The sequence below is a fragment of the Photorhabdus sp. CRCIA-P01 genome (assembly GCF_003545805.1).
Taxonomy (GTDB): Bacteria; Pseudomonadota; Gammaproteobacteria; order Enterobacterales; family Enterobacteriaceae; genus Photorhabdus; species Photorhabdus antumapuensis.
Map to the genome: position 1 here is coordinate 1 of NZ_NMQR01000011.1, position 26,959 is coordinate 26,959.

The window sequence follows — 26,959 nt, forward strand, 5'->3', positions numbered from 1 at the left end:
CGTAAATCTGCCCATTCCCGCACTTCTGCCGGTGTGAGGGAATCCAGTCCCTGCATTCTGGCTTTTTCCTGAATTTCGCTCATCCGGGCACTGTAATCACTCTGTAATGCCCGCAGCTCTTTGGCAACAGCAACACATTGCTCTGCACCGGTACAGCTTGTTATTCGTGCCTGAACCTTATCGTATTCTTGGCGATACTTATCCCTGACAGTCGTACGGCAACTACTATCTCCCTGACAGTTGACCAGTTCCTCGCTCCTCGAATGATTCTGGTCAACGCTTAAGTGATTATTCTCCACGATAATTCGTGTTTGCTTACCCGCCAGTTTAATCCCAGGTGCTTCACCTTCTATTTCTGGGATATTTATTGTCAGTCGGGGAGCATTACCTAACCCGAGGTCAATCAATGCAGAAGTTACCGGGGTATACCTCCCTTCAGCTGAATACAACACGGTGCTGTTTTGGGCGAATGCAGTCTCCCCTTCTGCCAATAATGTTGTATTAGTAATGCTATCGCCTGCAATCATGGTTAAATTGTTACCGGCTGTAACCTTGCCAATATCAAGCGAGTTACCACTGGTCAGGATAATATCTTTCCCTGCGGTCAAGGAAATGTCCCTCAAATTCACTCCTGCTCCAGCATGGAGTTCAATATTTTCATCCGCTCCCAAACTCTGATTAATATCAACCCGCCCATTACCCGCCAAAAAGACATTTTTCGCCCGGTTAATTAGCGTATTTGAAAGAGATATTCCCTGTTCAGACAGAATATGTAACGTATTAGCCGCAGAAATAGTGGATAATGCCCGTGTACTTTCCGCAGTGGAATTACCTCCTCCAGATGAAACGGAAATACCACCACCGCCGGAGATTAAGGTAATATCATGACCTGAAATATCAGTGTCACGCACCGTAAGATTTTTCTCTCCCTGTAGCAGGACATGACTCCCGGCTTTTAAATTTCTTCCATATAAAAACAAATTACTCGCCTTAACGGTAACATCACTGCCGGCAAGAATTTCTCCTTGCCCTCTCAGTGTCTCCGTTGTCAGTATCAGACTCTGACCGGCTTGCATATTACTTTGTTGCGCCGTTTCAATGTCTTTACTATTAACGGTGATATCCATTTTAGCCTGTACATCCCCCAGAGTCGCCTTGCCACTCGCCGTCAAACTGATACCACCTTGCTCTGTGGTCAGTTTCGCCGCTTCAATGTCTTTACCATTAACGGTGATATCCGTTTTGGCCTGTACATCCCCCAGAGCCGCCTTGCCACTCGCCGTCAGGCTGATACCGCCTTGCTTTGCGGTCAGTCTCGCCGCTTCAATATCTTTACTGTTAACGGCTATAACCTTACCAATATCAATTGAGTCACCACTGGTCAGGGTAATATCTTTCCCTGCGGTCAAGGAAATGCCTCTCAGATTTACTCCTGCGCCAGCGTGGATCTCAATATTCCCATCCGCTTCCAATTGACTGAACTGGCGCAGACGCTGGTTAATTAATTCTCGTTGAGTGTCATCATTCAGTGCATCGCTGTCAGTGCTGCTCTGATTATCATTAAACTTAGCTAAGTAAGGAGGGAGAGAAATCTCAATCTCCCCATTGCTAGCCAAAAAGATATTTTTCGCCCGGTTAATTAACGTATTTGCAAGAGAGAGCTCGCCATCAGCGGTCAAACTGATGTCACCTTGTGTTGCGGTCAGATTAGTAAGGTCTACAGCCTTACCCACCTCGGTACTCACCAGACGGATTTTATTGGCATACATGCCCCCCAATGACCCGGTATCAATCGCTTTCCAAGGGGTATTACCTTCCCCTGTAATGGGAACAATGGTCCCGCGTTTGACATCAACCTGGTTGGGGCCTTGTGTCAACGTCAGGTTTTTCGCCTGTACTTTGCCATTAAATATTGCAGCCCGGCTGATAATATCAACATAATCCTGCGCCGTTGCATCCAGCCCCTTTTCACCAAGGGTTATGGTGCCTTTTTTCACTTCTAAGGCCTCTAACGTTCCGTCTTTATCAAACACCGGTTTTCCGGTCGATAAGGTGACTGCCGGGGTATTCACAAAGTTACAGCCATTACAGGTAATGCCGTTCGGGTTGGCAATGAAGACGTTGGCTTTTTGCCCCACCACCTCCAATAAGCCTTGCAGATTTGAGGCTACAGTCCCCACCACTTCATTAATAATCAGCTCCGCCGACTTACCGTTAAAGTGAGGGTTTGCCTTAACTGGTCCTGCCAATACGGATTGTGTAGTATCGGCAGCGTTATTTAACACCAATCCTAAAGCCCCAACATTAAACTCCTGATAATAGTTATGTGAAACACTCCGGGAGTTAGGTGCCGCAATATGGACAATAGGAAGGTTATTTCTCACAGCAACCCGTGCCTGCTTATCCGCCAGCTTAATCCCCGGCATTCCACCTGCTATTTCTGGGATATTTATTGCCAGACGGGGGACATTCCTTAACCCGAGGTCAATCAGCGCAGAGGTCACCGGGGTATAGTCCTCTTCAGCGGAGTGCAACACGGTGCTGTTTTCGGCGACTGCAACTGCCCCTTCTGCCGACAAAATTGCCTTAGTATGAGTGATATCCCTACCGGCAATCATAGTTAAATTGTTACCGGCATCGACCTTACTAATATCAAGCGAGTTGCCGCTTGTCAGGGTAATATCTTTTCCTGCGGTCAAGGAAATGCCTTCCAGCTTTACCTCTGCTCCAGCATGGATCTCAATATTCTCATCCGCGTCCAATTGGCTGAACTGACGCAAGCGCTGGTTAATGAGTTCCCGTCTAGTGTCATCATTCTGTGCATCACTGTTCGTACTGTTTTGATTATCACTAAATTTAGCTAAATTAGGGGAGAGAAAAATTCTAACCCCCTCATTGCTAGCCAAAAAGATATTTTTCACCCCGTTAGTCAGCGCATTTGCAAGAGAAATTCTTCCATCAGAGATCAAGCTGATATCGCCTTGCGTTACGGTCAAATTGGCAAGGTTAACTTCCTTACCCGGCTCGGTACTCACCAGACGGATTTTATTGGCATATATTCCCCCCAATGGCCAGGTATCAATCGCTTCCCAAGGGTTATAATCTTCCCCTGCCATGGGGACAATGGTCCCACGTTTGAAATCAATCTGGTTAGGGCCTTGTGTCAACGTCAGGTTTTTCGCCTGTAGTTTACCGTTAAACTTAGTGGTCCGGCTGATAATATCTACATAATCCTGTGCCGTTGCATCCAGCCCCTTTTCACCAAAGGTGATGGTACCTTTTTTCACTTCTAAGGCCTCTAACGCTCCATCTTTATCAAACACCGGTTTACCGGTCGATAAGGTGACAGCCGGAGTATTAACAAAGCTACAGCCATTACAGGTAATACCGTTCGGGTTGGCGATGAAGACATTGGCTTTTTGCCCTACTACTTCCAACAACCCTTGCAGATTTGAAGCTAAAGTACCCACCACTTCATTAATAATCAGCTCCGCCGACTTATCGTTGAAATTAAGATTCGCTCCAATTTTCCCCGCCAGCAAAGACTGAATATCATTAGTAGAGTTATTGAATACCAATCCTGAAGTCCCAACATTAAATTCCTGATAATAGTTATGTGAGAGGCCATAAGCATTAGGTGCCGCAATATGAATAATAGGGCGATTGTTTTTAGAGGTGATCCGTGTTTGCTTATCCGCGAGCTTAATCCCTGGTACTTCACCTTCTACTTCTGAGAAGTTTATTGTCAATTGAGGAGCATGGCTTAGCGCACGTGCAATCAGCGCAGAAGTAACTGGCGTATACTTCCCTTTAACTGAATTATACTTTCCTTCAGGTGAGTGCAATTCTGCGTTGTTTTTGGTGAGTGCAATCGTCCCTTTTGCTAGCAAAGTCGCTTCAGTATCAACAATGTCACCGCTGGCATTAATGGTTAAATTATTACCGGCAGTGATGGTACTTTTTATTATCGGGAATTGAAATTGTGAGTAGGATTGTTCATCGTCATCGGTATCCTCATACTCATCTACATCATAATGCTTCTCATAGCCATTTCCATGTTCATTTTCATACTCATAAGAGTCTTCCGTACTAATATCAATCGTACCACCACTCGTCAGAGTAATATCTTTCCCAGCAGTCAAAGAAATGGTTCGTAGATCAACAACCTTTCCAGCATGAACTTCAATATTCTCATCCGCTTCTAGACGACTGAGCTTGTGTAGACGATCATTGATTATCTCTTGTTTAGTATCATCATCTAATTGAATACCTTCAGTGCTACTCTGCTCATCACTAAAATCAGTTAAATCAGCATAGGAAGAAATCTCTATCTTCTCATTGGCAGCCAAAAATATATCTTTCGCTCTGTTAATCAGAATACTTGAAATATTAATATGGCCATCGGAAATAATGCGCAATATGTTATCAGCAGAAATAGTTGTTAATGCACGTATTCCTTCCGGAGTATAGTCGTCTCCAGATTCAACAGAAACAAACCCCTCAGAAAGCAAGGTCACATCACGACCTGAGATATCATAGCCATGCATATTAAGATGTGACTTTCCATCTAGCATGACATGGTTCCCTGCTTTTAAATTCCCTCTACCTAAATATAATGCTTCTGCGCCAATTGTTATGTTTCGTTCTGCCATCATTGGCGCACTATTAATTAAACCTCCGGTGGTTAAGGTAATGTTTTTTCCAGTGATCAAAGCCGGATAAGTAGGTTTCTTTCCATCTTTAAAATATTCTTTATCCAAATCAAAACGAAATTCATCTTTAAATGTCGCTGTCAGATCCCCACCAGCGCTGAGTTTACCAATGATATTCTCCTGACCGTCTTTTATTGCTTTCGCTGAAAACTTTTTACCTGCCAGGGTGAGGTTTTGCACCGCGCTTAACTCGCCAACATTATTTATCTCATTAGCTGTAATGGTGTTGTTTTTACTCGCGGTAATGATGGGGTTACTTTGCTTGGTAAAGTTTACGTTATCAAGTTTAGTCGTTTTAATGATGACATCACCACCAGCACGGATTTGTCCTTGATTCCGCAGTGTTTCGCCTGTCAATATCAGATGTCGACCAGCTTGCACATTGCTTTGTGCCACCGTTTCAATGGTTTTACTGTTGATATTGATGTCCGTCTTAGCCTGGACCTTCCCCAAGGTAATATTGCCATCGGCAGTTAAACTGATATCGTCTTGAGTTGTGGTCAGATTGGTAAGATTAATGCCAACGCCAGCTTCCGTTCCCACCAAGCGGATTTTATTGGCATACATCCCACCAACAGCCCGAGTATCAACAGACAGTTGTGGAGCCTCTCCCTCCCCTGTAATAGGTGTTGCGGTCCCGCTCTTGAAATCAACCTGGTTCGCCCCTTGTGTTAGTGCCAAGTTTTTAGCCTGTACTTTACCGTTAAGTATCGTGGCACGACTGATAATGTCGACATAATCCTGTGCCGTCGCATCCAGCCCTTTTTCACCAATGGTGATGGCACCTTTTTTCACTTCTAAGGCCTCTAAAGCCCCGTTGTTATCAAACACTGGTTTACCAGTGGATAATGTGACCGCAGGGGTATTAACAAAGCTACAGCCGTTGCAGGTAATTCCATTTGGATTGGCAATGAGGACATTGGCTTCTTGCCCCGCCACTTCCAACTGACCTTGCAGTTGTGAATCATTGGTACCAATCACCTCATTAATAATCAGGTCTGCCGATTTACCACCCTTAAGGTTAGGATTCGCCTCGATTGGCCCTGTCAGTATGGATTGCACCTCACTATTGGCATTATTTAACACCCCCCCGGCGAGTCCTACATTAAAGTCCTGATAGATATTATGAGAAATCCCCGCGCCATTAGGTATTGCGATATTCACAACAGGAATTTCTCCTTGCTGGACGACCTGTGTTTGACCATTGGCAGCTGCAATGCCCGCACCAATTGCTGGGTGCATTGGATACACCGCCATCAGGTAAGTCAGCAGATAACTCAGATATTTCATTTTAGGGGGATGTTGTTCGGACATAATGGGATATCTTTTCTTATAAGAAGTAACTTAAAATTCAAATGAAACGGCGGCATAAACCGCCCACGCATCAGGCTTAAGGATATGTGGATAGTACAGTGGCTTACCGATCATCAACTGGGATGAAAACTCACGCCGTGTCAACGTGGCGCCAAAAGCACTACCCAGTAAGTGGGCTTCTTCTACCTCATAACGGGATTGTCCAACCAGATAACCATAGTCCAATGCACCAGTGAGTGTCAGCGCCCCTATCTTACCCACGTTAAGTTGATGGGTGACCTCCTGACGCCAATAAAGCCCCTGATTACCACTCAAGGACTGCGCTTTATATCCGCGTACCGAGTACAATCCTCCGAGTGACAATCGTTCAGGAGATAACAGATTGTCAGGACTCAGTTGGCCATAAAATGAGGCCAAATAGGCGGTATTAGAGACAATTGGATAATAATAACTGCTACTCAAATTGAATTTACGAGACGAGTTTCGGGTTGCAACGGGAGGCAATGTCACAACCTGTCCATACTCAAATGTGGGGTTAAACGTGAAATAACCTCTCCCAAGTACGGTACTGTACCGGGAACTAACATAGGCAGTTTTTACCACTGGACTACTCACTGCGAGTTTTTCACCAGCAATAGCATTTTTCACTACCTTATGACGGTTGCCTAATTGCAAACTCAGCTTCTGTTTTCCATCACGGTAAAGGGTACGACTGGTATCAACCTGGTGAGTTTGGTTTTCACTGTCATAGGGGTAAGTGTTATACATGGACGTCAACGCTTGCCGTGAAGTATTACGAAAATAGTGATAACGCGCGGTCCAATAGCCATAAGGCACACTTACCGATAATGCCAGATTGCGACTGTGGTGTGCTGGCCTAAAATCCGTATCCTGTGTCCAGGAAAGAGACCACTGTTCTCCAAGACTGAAAGGGGCATCCAACACCAAGCCGGCGCTAGCCTGATATTCACCGGTACCTTTTTGACCACTGTTCTCTACGCTTACTTGTACCTTGCCCGGAAAACGGCTGGCCTGTTGCCGAACGTGTACTGTGGAATAACCAGGTTGTGTGCCGGGTTGAATATCAATGGTAAACTGGGAAGAAGTTAGGCGGTTGAGTTGCTCTACCCCTTGTTCAACATCTCGCAAGTTTAAGACCTTTCCCACCATGCCGGGAAACAGCATATTCTCCATACGTGGTGGCTTACCGTCAATTTCAACAACGTCAACCCTGCCTTCTATCACCGCAATATGGAACTTGCCATCCGCTAGGTTCTGTGCGGGCAGTTGAGCTTGAGAGGTGATATAGCCATGAGTGATATAGGTATTAGTTACCGCCCGTACCAGTTGCTTAAGTGCAGCAAGCGTGACACAACGATGCAAATAAGGTTGAAGACGAAGATAAAGAGTGGGCGCCTTGAAACGTAATCTCGTTAATAGTGACACATCGGGTATCAGCAATTGGAACGCCATCGACTGCCTGCTCGGGTAATGACAAAGATTTCTGCAAATCTTCACGTTGTTGCCATGCATCCTCAAGCAGTGTTTTTTTGTTGCTGACGCTGGCTGTCCAGTACCGCTGAGGAAGCTTGCAGACTCTGCACCTGTGCCTGTGCCTGTGCCTGTGCCTGCTGTTTTTGATAAATAAAGGTCGATTCATCAGCCTTTACTAGCTGTATGGCAAATACAGCCCATCCGACCAGCCCCATTATCATTTTGCCGGGAATTACCGTTGCCATAGTTGAACCAATAAGATGCTTAATCTTTGCTGAATATTTATAAGAAAATTTGAGAGAGGATATTATGGTTAAGGCTGCTTAATTTTTAAAACAAAAAATTAAACTTAAATCAAAAGTTAATATTTTTAGTTTATTTTACCAAAAATAAACTAAAAATATGCTTTATTGACAAAAACCAGTCATATCATTAAATACACTCGCATGATATATACGATCAAAATAATAAACAAGTGAAATTAATTAAAAAAGCAATGAATTTAGTGGCATCCAGCATATCTTAAGAGGTTGAGATCCTATTCCTTAACTTAGCACTTGCCCAGCATCTCTGCTGATTGCCTCACCAGAGCAACGCCCTGATTCATCATGCCAACGATGAAAGGCAGAGATTTTTTCTGGATGATTCATTCCTACCCCACGACTAATGTGACCATTATCACCGCGAGGATGACCCGATCCCCTTTCTCAATTTCGGGATGAAATGTAATTTAGCGGTCTCAGCCATCATTCTCCTACCACCGTTCACTACTAGGTATTACCAGCTGATGTAAAACTCACTAAAAATCCTGCTCCTATACTTCTTCGTGACAAAAACAAGAGCACCAATGATCACCTTTAATGAAAAGGAGAGTAGATACAATGGCCAGCCATCGCCGCCTTACTCAAATGGAAGAGATAGCGACTAAGCAGCCGGGCAGCCACTGCGGCTGGCCCGTGGGCGCCTTGCGAAGCATCACCGATCTCGACAAACTCCATACCAACAATACGGAACTCGCTTAACAACCGCTCAAAGCAAGCCAACAGAGGATAGAAATTCAGGCCACCCAGTACAGGAGTTGCTGTCTGCGGTACTTCCGTACCAAACAGTACATCGACGTCAAAACTGATGAACCAAGGTAAAGAACGATCCATATTCCTGAATAGGCGCTCGTAGCCCACTGTCTCTGCTTCAAAAGCCGAGAGTACATGGAACTTAGGATCCACTTCTAACTGGAGGTTTTCAGTAGGTTGACAAAAATAATCACGAATACCAATCTGCCAAATTGATACAACATGAGGCATACGACGAACCCAATGCATGACATTAGCATGGTTAAGCTGCAAATCGCAGGGAGCCCCCATAGCATACAAATCAGGATGTGCGTCAAACTGCAACACCCCCAGACGTGGATAACGCTCTCTTAAAGCACTTATGCTGTAGAAAGCCTGAGCATGGTCACCCCCCAGGATAATTGGACATGCATCCCGCTCCACAATATTACGGCACACATAGGTAAGCCGTTCACCAACATCGGTAGCACTATCCATACTAGGACGGTATACGACATCACCGAGATCGAACAAACGCAGACGTTCTGGCTCTAACCGAGTACCAAAATCAAGGTCCAATAAAACCCCTTTTCCCGCTGTGCCCAGAGGATGTCTCAAGCACGGTACCAACTGGGAACGCACGTGTTGACCACCACCTGCAACCGATATCTCTCCTCCAGTTGTCGTTAGGATTGGGGCGTGCAATAACACTGCATCATCGGCCTGGAGTTCATCAAGATCAAAGACGCCAATTGACTGTCCCGCCGGTTCCGAAACAGGTATACAAAGCCCTCCCTCCAAGGCGGTACTCGCATCTTCCGGAAACAGAAAATGGTACTTCACCATAGTCTCAAACATAGAGGAACCCAAACGCTGGACTATCATTGCTCCGGCCAGAACAGCCTCTGACTTTATTTGTTCCAATAATGATCTTATTTTGCTGGACACACGCAGTCGCTTAGTGCCCAAGGGAATACTGATCTCTATACGCCCAGGTTCAACAGGATCGTAGCGCAATCCTGGGTGAACACGGTATCTAAGGTTTACTCGATCCTTCATGAGGCCATCCCTCCTTCCAACCAAGGGAGCAATTGATGAAACTCTAGGACTCGTGCACAATTGGCTGCTCTATGAGCAATCTCTGGCGATACAAAATTCCTAGTCAAGCTAATAGTCGGCCCTTCATTCACCACCTCATGCCACCAAGTTGCAGGAATGTATAACAAATCGCCTTTGTTGACCTCCAGGTAGCACCACTCTCCTTGGTCGCAACGCGTTTCGAGCACTTGTAAAGCTTGAGCTCTCTGTTGCTCATACTCATGGTCCCAGCACGCTGGCGCATGTAAGGCTAATCGTTTCTTGCCCTCAATCACCGCCAGCCAAGCATGAGTTTCCAACACATCGTAATGGAGAGCGGTGCCCGAACAATCAGCACCGATGAATATCCATAGAAGAGGCTTGAACAACTTCTCCGGAATGCCTTGTAGCAGATCACCAACAGCGGGTATAGGCTCATTAAAGTCCTGCAACATATCTGGATTATGCTCAAAGAATCGCCACCCAGAAGCATACAAGTTAGCCAACCGCCCTTCACCGCTTTTCAAAGCCTGAATATATTCACACACAGGAACTTCAACCTCGAACTCGCCATTTGCACTACTCAGTGCCAACTTCTGCTCCTGCATCCCTGCAAAGAATTCCCAGGTCCAGCGCCGGTGAGCAGGCCAGTCCAAAGTGATTCTTTTTAGCAAAGTAGGTGACATCAACATCATTTCACTCATTCTTAGGGTCCATTGATGTTAGTTCCGGCACAGATTGGTCTTCGCGATGCAGTAAACGCTGAAAAAGGCCATTACGTGCCTCCAATTCACTCGGTGTTCCCATATCAACAATCTGCCCTTGTTCCATGACCACAATCAGATCAAAGCGACTCAATGTCGCAACACGGTGGGTTACAACTATCACCGTACGTTCTGGCATTTTATCGAGCAAATAATTGAGGATACGAGTTTCGGAAATTGTATCTACCGAGGACGTTGCTTCATCAAAAATAAGTAATGGAGATTTCTTAAGCAAAGCGCGCGCAACACTCAGACGCTGCCGTTCACCGGTGGAAATTGACGCTCCACGCTCTCCGACCAGAGTATCCAGGCCCTGGGGCAACCCTTCCACCAATATCATAGCTTGCGCCATTGTCAGCGCATGAGAGACTTCTTCAGCACTACTGACAGTAGAACCATAGGTCACGTTTTCCCGTACAGAACGGTTGAACATCAAAGCAGATTGCAAAGCTTCACTCGATACTCGATGCAAGCTGCTCATCGAAAACTTGGCTAAAGGCAATCCATGCAGTTCCACTGTACCGGAATCCGGTACCATATCACCACGCAATACAGCTAACAGAGTAGACTTCCCTGATCCAGACGGCCCCACAATGCCCACTTTGGTGCCCGGTTCGATACGCAGGCTAACATCACGAAGTACAGGTGTTGCACCATAACCGCTGCACACGTTGGATAACACAATTTGTCCGGGTACCGGTAATATTGGTGAAAGCTCTTTTGATTCGATGTCCACCGGAATTGAGGATAATTCTCGTAAGCTGGACCGCAGCACCCCCAAAGAGTCAAAAATATCAACAAAATGAAATGCAACGGACTCGAAGTGCCAGGACAGCGAAATAATAAGGGAGCAAGTCGTGATTAGCTGGGGCAGTGTCAGTTGACCTTGCCCATATTGCAGACCAATATAGATCAAGATAGCTATTCCAAATAACCATTTGTAGGTACTTTCAATCAGCAACACAAAGACCCAGTAGCTACGTACCTGTCGACAGGCGTAAAGATCTTGTCGTAATGCCTGACTAAAACCACGTCGCTCCGAACGATAAGCAACAAAACTCCTGATCAAAGGCACATTGGTCACGATTTCAGCCAGATCCGCGATCACCTTGGCATGGGCATCGCTAGCATCCTCAACAATATTCATACCGGTATAGGCCAAATAACTGGAAAGCAATAAGGCCGTCAGCATCCATATCCCAGCAGCTATTGCCATAGATGCAGATACGCTGGCCAATACCAGCGTGGCGAGAATCGCCACAGAGAACAACTTAACCACTGTCTCCGCCACTAAACTCACAACGCCTTCCAAGCTGTTGGAAGCCAACTCAACACGTTCGACAAGATTACCGACGGAGTTCTCCGCCAGACTCATCGGTTTAGCATGCATCAACCGGGTAGTGAGATGATCTATCACACCAATACGCAGATTTTGGCTTGAGTACAGTAAGGCCAGGCTGTGAAGAGCTTGCAGCAGTGGTGCAGCCACCCAAAGTGAGATAATAATAGCAAACATCATCACCACTTGTTCCTGCTGGCCTTGCAAGGCTAGATCAGTCAACCCACCTAGCACATAAGATTGACCAACATTACATACAGTACCCAATACAGTAGCCACAATCATGATAATGGTACTTACCGGTGCACAAGCCAAGATCGCTGCACGAATATACTGATATGTACAGTTACCTGACTGTTCAAGCGGGATTGCCTTTGGCTTAGCAATATCTAAAGAGGCCAGGCGAGCAATGCTATGCCGCCAAGCCGATTGAAAAATGGATTGCATTAAGGTCCTCATAGGGGCTCAATTAACAGGCCGCCCAAGCGAACTATCGTCCTGACGAGTTCAGCCACAGCAACCGGATTGACCTTTCCAGTAACACTACGTTCTAATACCTCATAGGGTACTCGCTCGCCAGAATTTAACAGTTCACACAAGGTTGCGAAGAGCTCATTAGGACGCCCCCAGATCACTCTACGCCTAACCAACAGTACCTGTCTGCTGCCGAGATTCATGCACAGCAAAGGGCAACATGGATGAATACGCAAAGTGCTGAGACGCAACTCTGCCTCATCCACTGGAGTAACCACTACCGTACTCAACTCGGGTGGCGTTATGATGAAGCCATTGCTGCGCACTGCCAAACGCCTGAGCTGAACCAGTTCCTGCAAACAGATAGGTTGTTCAGCCACTGCCGCAAACGACTTATCATCCGGCGCAAATAAACGCAAACCTTCCGCACTCTCAAGCTGCACATTGTCCGGAAACAGCGTAAGCCCTAATGTTGCTGAGAACTGCTGTGTCTCAAGAATATGGAAGTCCCCCATCGGAATGAACAAGAGATCGCCCGGTTGTAGCTCGTACCGCAGCGCGTGAGGCAGAAGCGCTTCATAGTCCGTTGTAGATAGCGTTCCCCCACTCAGTTCGATGTACATCTCCCGAGGCCATACAAACGCGATTTTACTCGCTGGCCCCAAGTGCCAGAGCAAGGACTGGTCTATATCATCATGCACACCAAATGGCGTGTAGCCGTAGTTGCCAAAAAATGCATAGAAATCAACACCGCAATCGGGTGCAGATCCGATGGCCTCGAACAGAGGCATCAGCATGTTTTTTTGCATCTGCTCGGTAAAGAAGGGACTCCAAGCATTCAAGCCGTTGAACGTAACACAAAACTCAGCACTTTCATTGGCCTTAGCCAAACGCTGATTCAGTGTCATATCCGTTTGCGACGCCAAAGATATCAGGGCATCCGTGATAGTGTAGCGCTGTCCTCCTCCAACCCAAGAGCGTACACGAGGTTGTTCGAACTGAGAAAAACGGGTGAACATCTGGCTCACCACATCCAGAACCTGAGCATAGCCAGGCATGATTGCCTTCAAGTGCGTGGGCGACTTCAATCCTTCTGAAGCTTCCAAGAGTCGTAGTGCCCAGTTTCGATTAATATCCATAAGACATCATCTCACTCATTGCACAAAATGTGGACGGCGAAGACGAACTTATCAACGCCTTTTCATCAAGGTCCTACGCGGCAAGCTGCAACCCTCCTAGCCTGCGCAACTGCCCCACGGTAGTAAGCAATGCATCTAGTGATACCCCTCCGTCAAGCTTTTCATACAGATCGCGCGCACAGAATGGTGTATCAGGAATGACTTTCATTAATCTGATACAAACTTCATTTCGAGCAAAGCGAATGCGGTTCCCGCGGGCAAAGACTAACAAATCCTCGTCTACCTCGATAGTGGTTAGTGGAAAATCCGGATCGCGAATCAAACGGGTATCTGGAGTCATTACGTCGTCTTGAAAACGGACAAAGGAATAACGCAGATGCCGACGACTTAAGGCCCTTACCATACTCTCAGCATGTATTCGCCTTAACCATTCTGCCTGAGAATACTCATCTTTTTCAGCCCTCTTGACGACTTCATCGATAGAACCTCGTAGGCGCTCTTCGGTAATCGCATGCTGAAGAATACTCTCCGTCACCTTCGCGGCCGGATATTTTGATACTGCAAATGCAACACCGATTGAGAAACCATCCGTATTACCAATATGGTACCAATGTGGTGGAAGCAAAAAGACATCACCCGCTTCAATGACAAAAGTCTTGCCATACGGCACCAAACGATCTGGCTGGAAGCAGTTTTTTCGTTCACCATTCAGTCGATGAAACTCTTCTCGACTAAAGAGTGTCATCTCCTTAGCCGTGGGACCAGTATGGAAATGGATGACCGAGGTATAAGGATCATCAATGTGGATGCCAAAAGGGGTGTAACCGTAGTTGCCGATGAACAATGTCACCTCAACCGTACTCCTCCAAGTGCCTTGAGCTTCGACGATCGGCGCAAAAATGCGAGCTCCCATCCGAGCCAGTTGATCGGACCATTGCTCAGCGCCATTGACAATAATGCCGAATTTACGCCCACCGGTAGCCCTAGATACACACTCCTTGAACGTCTCACCCACATTGGGCTGATTAAACAAAACCTCATTCTCGTACTGAGGACTCAACATGCCATCGATATATACCCGGAACAAGCCACCGATAGCTCGTTCAGCCTCCATGGACATGCTGGCGAATAGATCAAAAAATAGAGCATCATTAAAAATTGCCGGTTCGAAAACCCTCTTCAATAGAAGAGGGTCCATCTGGCATGGTGCCTTGACCGGATCATATTCATAAGCGGCAATGGAGGATTCATAAGCACAAATATGTTCATAAAGCGGTTCCAATCGTTGCATAGACGATGTTGAAATCAAGGCATGGTATTTAGTCATGTCAGACATTAATGTAACCTAATTAAGCGTGGCGAATATGCCGAACAGGTCGGGCTACTGAAATCTGGGGGATGTCCTCCACAACTTCTAAGCCGAGGTCTTCAACATTAACTTCTACCTGATTGGCGGCTACATCGCTGTCTTCCATTACCGCATTGTTGTTTTCTAGCATGATACCCTCCAATTGAATGAGTTCATTCGAATAAGTTCGTTTGAATACGTTTGTTGTTATGCTCATCACTTCTGAGCAACAATAAAATAACAACCCCATTTTAACACTTCAATAGTCCTGAAGAATAAATGCAAAAAGCAGGTAAAAAATGCCACCACTCGCGCTTTAATGATTAGAATTTTTGTATAATTTAGAAATAAGCTACTGAATTACACCTACTTTTTTATAAACACTTCGGCGTCTAAATACATATCGGGTTAAAGAAATGTTTTACGCAGGGCCAATACTAATAAACAATAGCAATTAAGCATGATCCGAATTTGCTGGCTATATAAAACATGAAAGCTGGCTAAAGTTTTTGGTTTTTTTTAAAGATTTTTAGCCAACTTAGTCGCCAATACCTGCAACGGTTATTCGTTCATAAATTCACCTGCCATAAGATGATTGAACATATCAAAAACAAGCAATGGCAAAATCTATTTACAAGCTCATGCAATAATTCTCATAAATTTTTTCAGCCTTTTTAATCGTACTTAGTGCCAAACCTAATCATGTTTATATAGTAATCAATTTTCAAGATGCAAGGGCTTACGGCGGCATTGCTAATAAGTCGCTGTTTTCATCAGGCAACAGGGCATTCTTCTCCAACGGTAGCGCAACGCTTTGGATTTCAGAATTTTTCATGCTGTTTTACCTATTCTTGGGGGTGAGAATAATGTTGATGCAGTCGATACGTGCGCGTTAAGAGCATTGTTCACGATTGCCGAAAATTCATCGATCTCTATTGACAAAGGCTCATATCGCAACCATCCCAAGGTACAGTCGAACAGTGCTTCCAGTCGTGCCATAAATTCAATCGCATCGCGTGGAGGGATCTCCAGCCGTCCGCATCCGATTAATTCTTCTACACTATCGCCTGTTGTATCGCAGGCGACTTTGATAATTAATTGCCGAATGTAATTCACTGATCCGGCCTGATATCTCCGCCCAATACTGGGCGAAGATCTCCAACGATGTTTACTACAAGATGTTGACTATAATGACGTTTACTACAAAGAGATAACCCGTCGCGCGGCTCCTATCGCACTGGTTCCATAGTCTATCGCATTGGCGATCCCTGTTGTGGTCAGAACCCGGCCTCTAATCTGATTACCAATCATGCCAGCAATATTATCTACACCACTGCCAATAGCACTTAGCCCTCTGGAAATCCAACTGTCTCTTCCCATCACGCTGTGCAAGCCAGTTCCAATGCCACCAGCAAGCCCGCCGAGAACACTAAAGATAGGCTCAAAGACCGGTCTGGCGACACCGAAATGCACTAATTGTCTGGCTAAACCTGCAACCTGTGGGCTGACAGCCCGGCCTAAGAGCCTACTTAAAAATCCGCCCCCCATTACTCTGTTGACAGCCATTTCCGCCCCCAAACCAGCAGCATAACCCACTGCGTAATTAGCTAAATGTCCAGTAGGGTTACTGGCGACATCTAAACCAAAACCAACCCAGGAACCATAATAGGTGCCAATACCGGCGTGGATACCTGCTCTGGTACTCCCTTGCGTACCGGTGATCACTCCACCAGCCGCGCCACCCGAGGCGGCCGCTATTTCATGTGTCAAAGTGGTGGAAGTCCCCAACATGGTGTCAATGGTGCCTACCGCACTCCCGGCCCCAATAGCGCCACCTATCCCACGGTCAGCATTATTTATCCATGATCCCACCGCTCCCGTTACCGCCCCGGCGGCTGATGCAACACCAACGCCTTGTGCTCGCGCACCATAAGCCGCGGCTGAACCCGCCCCGGCGGCAGCGCCAGCCGCTGCCTGCACTAACGTCGATTTTCCCTGTACGAGTCGAGCGAGTAATGCCCCGCCTTTTTCCAACAGACTACCCACGTTATATCCCATCAATGCGCCAATCCCTGCGCCTACAGCCGCAACCCCCAGAATGACAGGAATAGCCGCTCCAGCCGTAGCGGCAATAGTAGCCGCAAGACCGCCAATCGCAATCCCGCCGGCAATAGCTCTGCCAATTTTTTGTCCCCGTCTCATTGACGCAGACATCCCCTCATCAGGTTTACGAAACAGAAATGAAGCAAACCAAAATGTATTCCGATTTCGGTTCGGAGACGGCGCTAATCCATCATGGTCAGTTAATGTGATTGGGTTATTCCTCACCATCCGGTACAAATTCAGCCCATCCACGGTTCCCGCCGGATCGGCGCTCAACCATCTGCCCACCCAAGGCTGATAATAGCGGTAGCCGTAATAATACAACCCAGTGGCATCCCGCTCTTTACCGGAGTAACGAATAAATTTGTAGCTGGCTTCTGTCTGATTTTTTGCTACCCATACCGCAGTGCCGCCATACGGATAATACTCTTCCTGACTGAGAATCTGACCTTCTCCATCCAGTTCAAGTTGGCTGGAACCGAGGAGATTATCGTAACTGTAGCGCACCTGATCGTTGTCGATATCTGCCGGCTTACCGCTTTCCCAGTGCAATACCCTTACCTGTGCACGACCCGCTTCACCTACCGTAATCACCTGCAAATTTTTGGTTATTTTATCCGCAACTCCAGTTGTGCGTAGCTCTAATCCCGGTAGATAAATCACCCGTTGTACTTGAATACTGTTACCCGTCTGCTGTTCACTCACTTTTAGCAGCCGCATTCCATCACTGCTATAACGATACCATTCACTGTCACTGTTATTTTCGCGGCTCACAAGTGTTACTCGTTGCAATTCACCACGAATATTCCAATCTAGGTTTTGCCCTGGCATTAACGTCTTCTGATGACCGGCGAAATCAAATAGCGCATCCACTTGGGTTGGATCTGTCGTTAATGTACTCAATACCGCCCGGTTACTGCGGCTTGAAACGGTCACATCCGTAGTGTAGCTATTTTGCGTCGCGGGTGAACTGTGTCGGATTTGAACCAAATTACCGCCACGGTCATAAGTATAGGTACGAAGGTAATTGGTATAGGTGTTGTTGTCGGTAGGAACAGGTATTACAGGTGAGGGAAGTTGGTTGCTTTGCTGGCCGATATTGGCCATTTCACGCCCTGTCGCACTAATAAGCTGATACAGAGAATCATAAACATAGCGGTTCTCGGGCTCCACTTTCTGATTACGCCAAAAGCGAGTGGCTTCCGCATCATTATGGATACTGATGACATTCCCCACCGGATCATATTCATAGCGTAGATCCTGCAATACTCTCGCCCCTGATTGACTCTCTTCGGCGCGTCGGGTGGTGATACCAATCAGACGTTGAGTTTCTGGTTCATAACTGTATTCCGTAATCACGCCGTTACCGTGCTCTTCACGCAATTTATGACCTGCGGCTGACCAGCTCAAGGACTTAACAATCACCTGTTCACGCTGGCCTTTCTCCGTCAACCAACTACTTTTTAACTGACCCGCAATGTCATAAGCCAGACGCTGAATATTGCCTTTCGCATCGGTTTGGGTCAGCAAAACCCCTATGGCATTAGTTGTACTTTGTGTCGTATAAACCTCACTCGCCAACATCCGCTGCCAGACAGTTTCATCATCACCGCTCCAGTTAGCCTCCTGCCCTTCCGCCAGCAATTGGTGAGATTGGGATAAGATAGCGCCAGCCAGTGACTGACTCATCAATCTGGTCACTCCCGCCGTGTCGTAGTGACGTATACACAGACCGGAGAGGTTATACTCTTTCTCCGCTGTGGTATTCTCAGCCCAGATAAAGCGCTCTGTCACTTGAAAACTCGCCTGATCGGAAACTTGTTCGCTCACAGATAACAAGCGACCGGGCAGAGTGTTGCCTTCATAGCGACGAGTCTGACGAACACCTGTCGCATTAATCGTCATTACCGGACGACCTTCAATATCATTTAATGTGACAGTACAGCCAGCATCGACACTCTCTATCCGCAGAGCATTACCGGCCAGATCATGCTGCCAGACAAAATTAGGCTTCACCGAGTTATTTGTCTGTTTTGCATCATACAAGCGAGGGTCAATACTGTGGTTCAAGTGTCCACAGGCATCATACTGGTGACGAGTGACGCGGGTGTCAGTGTCCCCGCCTGCCACAACACGGTGGAAACCAATATCACGAATGGACAGGCCGCGATTATCTAACACGCTGACTGTCGGGGTTTGAGTATAAAGAGTCGTATCAGGCGTACTCATATCATATTCCTTCTATTTTGTTTTAAAGCTTCCCTTCCAATGAAATGGAGAAAGATCGCAAGATTAATTTCAGGTATGACAAGCTCTCTCCCACTCTGACGAACAGAGTGGGAGGTATTTAGTTAAAAGTTGATTTAAAAAAGTGTTTTCTTGACTTGATTTGCAAAGCTGGCGCCGCCGTCGCAAGCAGTGTAATGCACCTGCACCAGTACATCGTCCATATTCGCCAACAATGACGCCTGCATGTCATCCGCCTTCAATGTGTTGCCATCAATATGCTCATCCACAGCACGCGGGAAGGTAAGCGTCCATTTGGAAACTGCCCCGGTACCTTCAAACGATAGATAGCGCTCATCCTCCAAACGCAGCTCAAAACTACCGGCATCATTAATGCCAGAAGAGAGCGCCACTTGCTGGCTGGCCCGCAGATTGGTGACAATATGCGTCGCATCACCCTCTTGACCTGTCGGATCATTGAGACGTTTAACACCATTGATATCTGCTGCTAACAATGTACTACTGCTGGTCTGGGTGAGCGTTGCCTTCACATTTTGGTACGGCCCGACTAACGTCGGCAATGTCACTGACACCGTTTTAATCTGGCGCAAATAGTGTCCCGGATAGTCGTTATCAAATAGCTTTTCGCTTAATGTAAAGTCAACTTTGCCCTCAGTTTTTAACTTACCAAAGCCATCATTACCCAATAAGCTTTTGAGCGACACAGTACGGATCACATTAAGACGGCGCTCATGACGAGCCAAATACGCTGCTTCCATCTGATGCAAATTAAGTTGCAGCGTCTCCCCCACTTGCAGACCACGATAATGGTCATTCCAAGTACCGGTCTGGATAAAAGTGGTGGCGTAGTCACCCAATTCATACTGCCAGCACGCCTGAGCAGAAAGGCAAAGAGCAACCACGGCATCATACGCTTGATAGTACAGCGCGGATAATTGACCACTTAACCACTGGTACAACGTTGCCTTGGTAAAACGGGTGGTCAGGTAAGTCAACATGGTCCGAATTTGTACCTGCTGCGCCTTCGCCTGTTGCAAGGAAGTCTGAGCCGCTTTTTCGCGCACTGCCAACGCAGCCAACTGTTTCTGTAATGCTTCGACCTCAGACTGTGCCTGCTGGTACTGAATTTGCCACTCTTCACGGCGGCGGCGGTAGTTCTCCGTGGTTGCCAGACGCTCGGCTACTACGCTGGTGGCTTGACCAGCGGCCATCAACCCGATGGCAATCGCTTCCGTTACCCCTTCATAGCGCGAACCACCATCAGCCAGACCGAAGATATTAGGAATCACTTTCAGCGCCCCACTGGCAGTTTGTACGCCGGTGGAAGACGAAATCAGGGATTGGGCTAAAGTTTGGGTATCCATCACCAGTTGTTCCGCACTGGAGATGTTGTTTTGATACAGCGTGTAATAGTGGTCATGACGCTGTTGCGCCGTAGCCTGACTGGCTTGCAGCGCCAGACGATCCGCCGCCAATCCATCCAACGCCTGTTGTTGTAACGTAATGGCATAGCTGGACATATCTAACAGTTGTTGTTGTGCCAACTCCTCTTGACCGGCCCGTTCGCTGCGTTCCAACAAGCTAAGCAGGTTTTGACCAAAACCGGTCAACGTCCCCACGGCGCTGTAAGCCCGCGGTAACATAGCGCTGAAACGGTATGGCGGTACCGTCAACATGGCGCCACTGACACCATTCGTCAAAGTGCCGGACTGAGCGCGCTGAGCCAACAGCGCTACTGGATCAGCTGGCGCAGCATACAGCGGCAGTGAAAGCGGCTTGCCATCAACGGTCAGGTTATGACGCAGATTGTATAACCGAGCATCCAACGTATCCCAATGGGACAACATCAGGACATTGAGCGGTTCGTCAAAGTAGCCATTATCCGCCAGTTTCAAGTGGCTAATGTTATTGCCCGGTAACGCGGGTAAAACAGTATCACTGTTAGCCAACTGGTGCTCAAAGTCCCGTAAAGCCGTTTTTCGCCCGGCGGCCAGGGTATCCAAGGTTTGTGGTGTCCAAGTGCTACTCAGCGACACATCCGGCCGAGGTCCTAGTAATTCCGCGGCCAGATTGTAATAGACGCGGGCCTGAGTCAGACCATCACGAGTCAATTGGCGATACCACATATCTCCCTGAGCAATTAGATTGCTGACATAAGCGATGAATACCGCTTTCTGGTATATCACCGGATGGGCATAAGCCTGAGTATCGGGATCAATCGGATCACCCAAATGACGTGAAAGATCGCTGTGTCCTTCAACCAACGGGCGTACATTCCAATAAGCCGGAGCATTGTGTGGCTTGTTTTTCATCGCCGGGTCAAAGATGTAATGCAAACTCTTTTGCGCCGGCGAAAATTGCTGTTCGTTGGCAAAGCGTGTAGCAACCAGAAACGGCAGGTGAAAGAACAATTCCCAGAAATAGAGACCGTTTGAACCGTTAAAATCCATTGGTTCACTTTTGCCGTCATTAACTAAATCGGCTTCCAGAGAAGGATCTGCCTGCAAGGTATAATCCAACAAACTATCCAACCCTAAATTTGCCTTTTCAATTAAGGTACGCACAAAGGTGGTATTAAGACGGGTTTTCGCAGGTAACAATGAGGTCCAGAAATCCAGATATTGCACCAGACCACGTTTGCTATCGTAACGGGAAATCAATCGCGGAATAGCATCCGGAGCTTTGCTATCTTGCAACGCAACATACACGTTAAACCACTTACTGACCCAGGAATAGGCCCCTTTTTTCCCTGATGGGCGGTCATAATGATCCCACACGACATTCAAACAAACCTGTAGGTAGTTTTTATTCGGATCAGTGGAGAAATCCGCCTCGGACAAAGTATAGGTTGTAGAATAAGTCGCACCACTGGCAAGTTGGAAAGTTTGATCACTGTAGCGTTTAAATAGATTGCGCCCATCCGCCGTCTCAGCATTGATTTCCTGATAGAATTTGCGGTTATCGGCAATCTTACTAAAGTTTTTGATAGTGGTCAGTGTTGGCCAATCTGGGGATGTAAATACAGCCTCAAGCTTATTATTACGAATAGAATAATTGACATTATCATACCAATCTAATAACCCTGTTCCATCAGGGATATACAGATTATAACCAGTCGGTGTATTACCTGCCCAAGCAATATAACTGCCCTGCACAGTAACAGTATGACGCTCAGACTCAGCAAGTAGAGGGCCAATAGACCATGCCTCATTAACTCGCTGCTCTAACGCCCATGTTCCATTAGGAACAGATCCACCACCATATCCAGCAGGATAATAAGTGATTATTGCATTATGAAAGGTATAATAATTTCCATCATGGTAATCCAGATAAAAACCTTCATCCCCTGACCAAGAAAAACCATAACCAGACTTAGAATCGCTCTCTCTGTCAGCACTTCCAAACGTATGGCGGTTAATAAAATCCCCATTGGTCGTGGTTTGGATATGGAGAGTCAGGCCATCTTGATCAATATACACATAAGCCCCGGTAATCCCCTGTTTCAAATCATCAACTTTACCTACCCAACCCGTATTTTCGGGATCTTCTGTTGGCTTGCCGGAAGTAACCTTAGTAATCACATACTTTTTATCGTACACCGCAAATTGCAGGCAGTTCTGATCATTTTTTTCATCACGGTAAGTACTGAACAAGAAATTCTTACTCAATGGCCTGAGAATATGGCGATTAAAGGCCGAGTCACAATAGAGATAACCATAAATAGCAGGTTTATTTTTCTTATTATCCCCATCACCTTCAAATTGACGTACAAACACCCCCAACATCAGGCGGCCATACGGGTTACTGTCAGTTTCCTCCGTCGGGTCAATACTAAAATCGGTGGTAGCCAGCAAATTGACCTGCCGCAGTGTAGTCTTCGATTTATCAGATTCATCAATCAGCAGGCTGGATCGCTGTGTTTCTGAACTTTCACCTGCTTGCTGCGTCATTAGCGTAGTAGTATTTGGTGCCGTCCAAGTATCATCGTAGCGTTTATAGCCAAACTTTATGCTGTAAGAATGAGTCTTGCCGATATCTTTGCCATCAGCACCCTTTTGCACTGCCGGGTCACGCTCAACCCAAGCCACATACAGTCGGTCGTTATAAAATACCGGGCGAACGGTATGCTCCAGCACCGTATCACCAGACAGCGGCAAGGTGATTTCCTGCCAATCATTCCAACAATTTGGCGTCACTGGATTTCCCGCCGGATCTTGACGATTTTTACTTAAATCCATCTGACGCCAGTAGTACCGATATGGTTTGGTGGTGGTACGGCCGATAAAATAGTAAATAGCCTGATCAAATTTATCCTGATTAATATAACCGCTGAGTACATACAGATTACTCACCGCCTCAAACTCATTGAGATACGCCAGAACTGCATCCTGAACCCGATCCGGATCGAGTCGATTCTGGTTTAAAGTCGTCTCCAACTCTGAGAAATAATGGCTTTTTTCCTGCCGGGTAATGGGAGAAATATAGTTTTCAGCGTAATTCCTAACCTCAGCCCCCGCAGCCCAGACTGCATATTGGTTATCATTATTACGCCATTCGTTAGCAGTGGAGGGTTCCATCGCCTGACGCCCCGGTTCAGAGCCGTTGACCAAACGAGTCATATATTGCTGTATGCTGGCGACCGCTTGAGCTACTCGGCTGGTCTCAACCTCATCAGCCACTTCCGGGTCAATCAACAAGTATTCGTACAAATCTTCCACGGTCACTGGCTGACTATCGACGCCTTTCAAGGTTGGCGCCACAAAATTCATATAGCCGGTCACCAGCGCATCACGCTGGGATTCATTCAGTTGCTTTTCCATTGTTGATAACATAATTACACCTGCCTTACTTAAATGGCGGTTTAGAATCAGCCCAATTGGGCCATACGGAAAAATCAGATTCACCTATTCAGGTGGCGAACTTCTGCCATGTTCAGCGGCTACCCTTGACATGAGATACGCCAGCGACCAACGCCTGACCGGTGCTTTGCCAAAGGGCATAATCACTGTCACGGCTCAAAACATATCCTTGCTGTTGCTGTGTAACGCCAAGACCAGTCTGGTTTTGTGCCTGTTGCAGACGCAGAAGCGTATCCAGTTGCGGTGTAGTTTTGGCAATCCCGCCCAATACCACCCAGGCGGCTTGCAGCTCGTTAGCCTCCCAACCCAACAGTGTCGCCAACGTCTGTGCAGCATCAGATTGGCTCAACGGCGTAGCAGCATTGGCCGAACGCAAATAGGCCAGTACATCATTTTCAGTACCACCACCGGCTTTACCCACCTGGAGCAGCAGATCGCTGTAACGGCTTAAGGTATAGAGCATCCACAAACTGATATCGGTTACTGTTTCTGCGGAAGCGCCAAAATAGGCTGGATAATCCAGCAAAGTTTGCACCATTGCAGGACTTAAGGTGAATTGTTGGGTTAACAAGGAGCGGCGTACCACTTCACGTAATTGATTCAGATAGTCAGCAGGAATATCGGCGGCGGTCTTAACGGTGTCTTTCAATGCCCAAGTTGTTCTAAGCCACTGATAGACAGTTTTTCCACTCCAACGCAACAACAAAGCAGGCAGTGACTGGCTCACATTCAGGGTCTGCGCCAATAAACTAGCAGCAACACCTTGCTGAGTTTGCTGTGCTTGATTGAGCGTATTCGTCAGGGTAGTCATTGCTAGCTTCTTATCTGTATCAGACAAGCTTTGTGTATTGACCACCGTAGGTATGACACTTTCTACACCTGCATCAGTCACCAAACCAATCTTATCGATAAGCGGATTACTACCCGCCGAGAACAGAGCAAACCAGTCAATGACGTGACCATTGGTATCAACTAATGGCGCACCACTACGGGATAACAATGTTGCATCCACAAATGTACTGCCCAGGTTCTGCCATACCTGACGGATAAAATTCAATTGGTCATCAGTGCCCTGAGCAGTGAAGGTAGAGTTGTTGCTCAACAGTAAAAGTAAGGTTTCAACGGGTAAATCGCGCTGTTGTTGCCATTGAGCGATCGCACTTAGCGCTTGCAGCAAACTCAGGATATCCGCCACCAGCGGGGAATCTTTTTGTAGTACCGTGATCGTCGGTTTTCCTGCCAGTTGCTGCCAGACGATGCCTGTGCCTGTATCTAATCGATCAGCCAAGCCACAGAAAGCCTCTGGATCTATCCCCAATGTACGCGCCAGATTAGCCAGACGGTAGAACGCCGACACCACAAACAGATTACAGTTGAGCGTGCTTTGCGTGACATTTCCCTGCTGGCGAGCAATATTATCCGCCAATAACAGGAACTGACGATGATTGAGCCCCAATGCCGTGCTGATATGTTTGACACGCGCCCCATCTCCCCCGGTGGTCAATGTATAGACAAAATCCTGATTATCTATCACAAACGGCGTATCAAAGGCGCCGACGGAGTTAAATACCTGATCTAAGAACGGGGTTGCCGGTGTAATGGCAAACGGGGTCACCACACGCAGCCAACCAGCAAATTGTTTGGCGCTAACACCGTATTTCGCCTGATAATGTTTGAACACTCCCAACATACGCAGCGTATTGTCGTTCATCAACAGCGTACTATTTCCCGCTTCCGCATCCATAGCAGAAGTCACCAACAGGTCAATATCTTCATAGGGCAGATTCAGCCATTTTTGCAGGCGCACGATGCGGTTGATACGGTCCAACTTGTCATCGGTCAGATTGTTAACCGTCAGAGAAAAATGCGCCTCCGCGCCACTGCGACTCAAGGTAATCGCCTCTGGTTTACCGGCATGAATGAAACGGGCGCCGTAAGCAAATGGCGTCGCTGCCGTGTCGCCAGTGCTCGCATTACCAGACTTAACCACCGTAGAACCCCCGACAGTTGAACTCAACATCAGTTCTACCTGAGGCACAGTCAGATTTGTTCGGCCAGTCAGTATGGTCATATCGCTGAAACTGTTCTTCGTAAGCGAACTGTCACCATAATTTAGCTGATAGAAATCCTGACCAACGGTTTCTGTAATGATTTTCTGTTGTTCTGGCGAAAGCTGACTCGCCATGATTTGCAGTCGGGTTAAAGCATTGGCAGTCGTTTCGCTCAATTTACCTTTTGCTGTTGCCCAGAAGTTTTGCGGCAAATCCAGCGTCTGCGGCAAGGTGATATCTTGCAACGTGGTATCCAATACCGACTGAGCTGTCTGAATCTGCTGGTGACCATAATGATACGGCAGATTATTCGGATAACGAGTGGTGGAAAGTTTGGCGTTTACCGCTTCCAAATCAGCCAGACTCAGCTTCTTCTGAATGGCCTTGGATAGAATTTCATTAACCAACTGCAATTGCGGTATAACCTCATTGATCGCTTTATCATTAATTAACAAAGCGCCCAAATCGGGACGACGTTCCGCCAACGTATTCATAATGGCCCTGGCGCCATTCTTTTCCTGCTCAAGGGCCAGTTGATAAATATGTGTCAAATAGGCTACCGGCGCATCGTTGGCTTCCGGCGAGCCGCTAGGCGCTTTATCTTGCCAACCGGTATTCGCATCCAGAAACTGGTTGGCATAATCCGGACCTGATACAGAGAACGGACTTCTCAAGCCAAACTGAACAGCTTCACTAAGAGAATTACGGCGAAAATGATGTAACACCTGATGAGCATAGCCCACCGCCAAGTCATACATTTTTTCAGCATTGCGCCCTAGATCAGCACGATGCTCACGAATAAAACGCTCACGCGGCATACGTACCACATCAAACACTGAGGCATAACCAAGGTTAGTCAATTTACCGGGTAGATTATGGATCTCTTCGGTGCGGGAAATCAGGGGACTGGCGAGTTGATTCATACGGACTCCTGAATTGAGGTTTATCATGAGAAGCAAGTTTGGGTTTTTCGTGCAAAAAAATAA

Annotated in this window: 14 protein-coding genes; 1 reads left to right on the top strand and 13 read right to left on the bottom strand. The window is 47.0% G+C overall.

What is annotated here, in order from left to right; translation table 11 throughout:
* The 7 genes from D3222_RS08975 to D3222_RS25030 form a co-directional block, all read right to left on the bottom strand.
* Positions 1–6,026, bottom strand: a 6,026-nt coding sequence (locus D3222_RS08975; protein ID WP_118985847.1) for a filamentous hemagglutinin N-terminal domain-containing protein, incomplete at its 3' end; no start/stop codon positions are given.
* A gap of 30 nt (positions 6,027–6,056) precedes the next feature.
* Complete coding sequence (locus tag D3222_RS08980; RefSeq protein WP_198672772.1) at positions 6,057–7,499, bottom strand: ShlB/FhaC/HecB family hemolysin secretion/activation protein; 1,443 nt, start codon at positions 7,497–7,499, stop codon at positions 6,057–6,059.
* 62 nt (positions 7,500–7,561) lie between these two features.
* Entirely contained in the window at positions 7,562–7,765 is a 204-nt protein-coding gene (locus tag D3222_RS08985) for a hypothetical protein (RefSeq protein ID WP_118985849.1), read from the bottom strand.
* Between the two features lie 612 nt (positions 7,766–8,377).
* The gene (locus D3222_RS08990) at positions 8,378–9,631 is read right to left on the bottom strand and encodes an arginase family protein (RefSeq protein WP_118985850.1); all 1,254 of its coding nucleotides are present in this window, start codon (positions 9,629–9,631) and stop codon (positions 8,378–8,380) included.
* Positions 9,628–10,353: a cupin-like domain-containing protein gene (locus D3222_RS08995; protein ID WP_118985851.1), complete on the bottom strand. Its 726-nt coding sequence runs from the start codon at positions 10,351–10,353 to the stop codon at positions 9,628–9,630. The genes D3222_RS08990 and D3222_RS08995 overlap by 4 nt, the downstream gene beginning before the upstream one ends.
* Positions 10,346–12,199 (bottom strand): ABC transporter ATP-binding protein, encoded by a 1,854-nt coding sequence (locus D3222_RS09000; RefSeq protein ID WP_198672773.1) that lies wholly within the window; start codon positions 12,197–12,199, stop codon positions 10,346–10,348. Before D3222_RS09000 ends, D3222_RS08995 begins: the two co-directional genes overlap by 8 nt.
* Positions 12,200–12,207: 8 nt before the next feature.
* Positions 12,208–12,849 (bottom strand): hypothetical protein, encoded by a 642-nt coding sequence (locus D3222_RS25030; RefSeq protein WP_157975309.1) that lies wholly within the window; start codon positions 12,847–12,849, stop codon positions 12,208–12,210.
* 72 nt (positions 12,850–12,921) lie between these two features.
* On the opposite strand from D3222_RS25030, the gene D3222_RS25035 reads away from it, so the two are divergent.
* Positions 12,922–13,323, top strand: a complete 402-nt coding sequence (locus D3222_RS25035) for a hypothetical protein (RefSeq protein WP_157975310.1) — start codon at positions 12,922–12,924, stop codon at positions 13,321–13,323.
* 115 nt (positions 13,324–13,438) lie between these two features.
* On the opposite strand, the gene D3222_RS09010 is transcribed toward D3222_RS25035, so the two are convergent.
* The 6 genes from D3222_RS09010 to tccA all read right to left on the bottom strand — a co-directional run bounded on the left by D3222_RS09010 (position 13,439) and on the right by tccA (position 26,896).
* Positions 13,439–14,701, bottom strand: coding sequence for a cupin domain-containing protein (locus D3222_RS09010; RefSeq protein ID WP_118985854.1), 1,263 nt, complete (start codon positions 14,699–14,701; stop codon positions 13,439–13,441).
* Positions 14,702–14,714: 13 nt separating this feature from the next.
* Positions 14,715–14,864 carry a hypothetical protein gene (locus D3222_RS25040; protein ID WP_157975311.1) on the bottom strand — a complete coding sequence of 50 codons (150 nt, stop codon included), beginning with the start codon at positions 14,862–14,864 and terminating at the stop codon, positions 14,715–14,717.
* A gap of 680 nt (positions 14,865–15,544) precedes the next feature.
* A complete protein-coding gene (locus D3222_RS09015; protein ID WP_118985855.1) occupies positions 15,545–15,829 on the bottom strand; it encodes a DUF6137 domain-containing protein in 285 nt (94 codons plus the stop codon).
* 84 nt (positions 15,830–15,913) lie between these two features.
* Positions 15,914–19,045, bottom strand: a complete 3,132-nt coding sequence (gene tccC, locus D3222_RS09020; protein ID WP_118985856.1) for an insecticidal toxin complex protein TccC — start codon at positions 19,043–19,045, stop codon at positions 15,914–15,916.
* Between the two features lie 134 nt (positions 19,046–19,179).
* Positions 19,180–23,895, bottom strand: a complete 4,716-nt coding sequence (gene tccB / locus D3222_RS09025; protein WP_118985857.1) for an insecticidal toxin complex protein TccB — start codon at positions 23,893–23,895, stop codon at positions 19,180–19,182.
* A 100-nt stretch (positions 23,896–23,995) separates the two neighbouring features.
* Entirely contained in the window at positions 23,996–26,896 is a 2,901-nt protein-coding gene (gene tccA, locus D3222_RS09030; RefSeq protein WP_157975312.1) for an insecticidal toxin complex protein TccA, read from the bottom strand.
* Positions 26,897–26,959: the final 63 nt, after the last annotated feature.

Bases quoted from the DNA above. Each gene is read 5' to 3' on its own strand.
- D3222_RS08980 (WP_198672772.1), bottom strand. From the start codon at position 7,499: ATGGCGTTCCAATTGCTGATACCCGATGTGTCACTATTAACGAGATTA.
- D3222_RS09000 (WP_198672773.1), bottom strand. From the start codon at position 12,199: ATGCAATCCATTTTTCAATCGGCTTGGCGGCATAGCATTGCTCGCCTG.
- tccA (WP_157975312.1), bottom strand. From the start codon at position 26,896: ATGAATCAACTCGCCAGTCCCCTGATTTCCCGCACCGAAGAGATCCAT.
- tccC (WP_118985856.1), bottom strand. From the start codon at position 19,045: ATGAGTACGCCTGATACGACTCTTTATACTCAAACCCCGACAGTCAGC.
- D3222_RS25035 (WP_157975310.1), top strand. From the start codon at position 12,922: ATGCACACCAAATGGCGTGTAGCCGTAGTTGCCAAAAAATGCATAGAA.
- tccB (WP_118985857.1), bottom strand. From the start codon at position 23,895: ATGTTATCAACAATGGAAAAGCAACTGAATGAATCCCAGCGTGATGCG.
- D3222_RS25040 (WP_157975311.1), bottom strand. From the start codon at position 14,864: ATGCTAGAAAACAACAATGCGGTAATGGAAGACAGCGATGTAGCCGCC.
- D3222_RS08985 (WP_118985849.1), bottom strand. From the start codon at position 7,765: ATGGCAACGGTAATTCCCGGCAAAATGATAATGGGGCTGGTCGGATGG.
- D3222_RS25030 (WP_157975309.1), bottom strand. From the start codon at position 12,849: ATGTACATCGAACTGAGTGGGGGAACGCTATCTACAACGGACTATGAA.
- D3222_RS08990 (WP_118985850.1), bottom strand. From the start codon at position 9,631: ATGAAGGATCGAGTAAACCTTAGATACCGTGTTCACCCAGGATTGCGC.
- D3222_RS09010 (WP_118985854.1), bottom strand. From the start codon at position 14,701: ATGTCTGACATGACTAAATACCATGCCTTGATTTCAACATCGTCTATG.
- D3222_RS08995 (WP_118985851.1), bottom strand. From the start codon at position 10,353: ATGAGTGAAATGATGTTGATGTCACCTACTTTGCTAAAAAGAATCACT.